The following is a 1937-nucleotide window of genomic DNA, read 5'->3' on the forward strand; positions in this document are numbered from 1 at the left end:
CGCTGCATCCAGAGCGTGGGCGCCGCCAGGGCGCGGTGGAGGACGAAGGCGAGTGCGACGCCGAGGAGGATGCCGAACGCGTGCGAGTCGGTGCCGTAGTACGCGCGGCTGACGTTACCCGTCGCCGACACGATGTCGCCCATCCATACGGCGGATGCTGCAGCCAGTGCGCCCGCCGCAGCAACCCGCGCCCACGTGCGCGGCAGCAGCAGGATCAGGGGGAGCGCGAGCGGCCACAGCACGTAGAACTGCTCTTCGATGCCGAGTGACCAGAGGTTGCGGAAGAGCTCCGGGCTGGTGGCGCCGAAGTATCCCTCGCCGATGATGATCGCGATCCAGTTGTAGCTGAAGGTGAGGGCACCGGCGATCTGGGCGCCCAACCGGACGAGAACATCACCGCCGACGACCCAGGCTGCGCTCGAGCACACGAGCAGCAGCAGGACCAGCGCAGGCAGGAGGCGTCTGGCTCGCCGACGCCAGAACCCGACGAGGCTGATCCGGCCGGTCGCGTCGCTCTCACGAAGCAGCAGGGTCGTGATCAGGAACCCACTGATCACGAAGAAGACGTCCACGCCGATGAACCCGCCGACGAACCACCACTGTGGGAACAGGTGGAAGACAACCACGAGGATGACAGCGAGCGCGCGGAGGCCATCCAGGCCAGGAAGCCTGGGGCCTGAGGTGGCGCCGTGGATGGCGCCGTGGCGGTCGGTGTGGAGGGGGCTGGACAACGGCGGCTCGGTCGGGCGATGCGGGTTCGGGTACCCAAGTCTACGTCCGGGCGGCGCGAGTTCCCTGGGGCTGCGCCGGGTGCTGATTAGGCTGAAGACGTGCGCATCCGGCTCGACATTTCCTACGACGGTTCGCACTTTCGCGGGTGGGCGCGGCAGCCGCATCAACGGACGGTGCAGGCAACGATCGAGGGTGCGATTTCTCGCGTGCTGGGGGGAGATCCGCGGCTGGTGGTGGCGGGTCGAACTGACGCCGGAGTGCACGCGAGCGGCCAGGTCGCCCACCTGGATCTCGACGACGGACAGGCCGCACGGCTCGCTTCTTCGAGCCGGCGCACGGAGGATGACGACGGCGTAGCAGCTCTCGCCCGTCGCATCCGGGGTGTGCTCGGCGCCTACGCCGATGCCGCGGTGACCCGCACCTCGATCGCACCGGACGGCTTCGATGCGCGATTCTCGGCGGTATGGCGTCGCTACGAGTATCGCGTTGCTGACGATTCGGTTCCCTACGATCCGCTGGAACGTCACCGCACCACCGTGGTGCGCGGTGAGCTCGATGTCGCCGCGATGGATGCCGCAGCCGGCGCCCTGCGGGGACTCCACGACTTCGCTGCGTACTGCAAGCCGCGGGAAGAGGCCACGACGATCCGCACACTGCTCGAATTCGGGTGGGTGCGCGAGGCATCCGGCGTGCTGGTTGCCACGGTTCGTGCTGACGCGTTCTGCCACAGCATGGTGCGCGCCCTGGTGGGCGGGTGCGTCGCGGTCGGTCAGGGGCGACTCGGCGTTGACGACCTCGTGCGTATCCGCGACGAGCTGGATCGAGTGCCCGAGGTCAAGGTGCTCGCCGCCCGCGGGTTGACCCTCACCGAAGTCGGATACCCCGCCGATGATCTGCTCGCCCACCGGGCGTCGCAGACCCGCGCACGACGGGACCTCGACGCGGACTGACGAGGGCGGGCGCCCCCCGGATGCGTAGACTGATCCCACCCCTGCGCGGGGTGAGGTTGGTGATCCCGAGGGGGGATGGAGATGAAGGCCGTTGGTCGCAGCGACGCGAGCGTCGGCATCCGTGATGGTCGACAGGTGCACCGCTTCGCGCGGGCTGGTGTGATCGCCGGTTTGCTCGCTCTGCCGATCGCGCTCGCCGGATGCGGCCCCGCTCCGTGGAACAACTGGGGCTACGAGACCTCGAGTCCGACGCCG

The 1937-nt window shown here is 68.9% G+C and carries 2 protein-coding genes; one reads left to right on the top strand and one right to left on the bottom strand.

The annotated features are described in order from the left end of the window. Positions 1-731: acyltransferase family protein (locus tag B3587_RS01625; RefSeq protein ID WP_292726039.1), on the bottom strand; the 731-nt coding region annotated here is incomplete at its 3' end. Positions 732-830: 99 nt separating this feature from the next. On the opposite strand from B3587_RS01625, the gene B3587_RS01630 reads away from it, so the two are divergent. After that, entirely contained in the window at positions 831-1682 is an 852-nt protein-coding gene (locus tag B3587_RS01630; RefSeq protein WP_292726041.1) for a tRNA pseudouridine synthase A, read from the top strand. Positions 1683-1937: the final 255 nt, after the last annotated feature.

The organism is Microbacterium sp. UBA837, assembly GCF_002296025.1.
Lineage (GTDB): Bacteria > Actinomycetota > Actinomycetes > Actinomycetales > Microbacteriaceae > Microbacterium.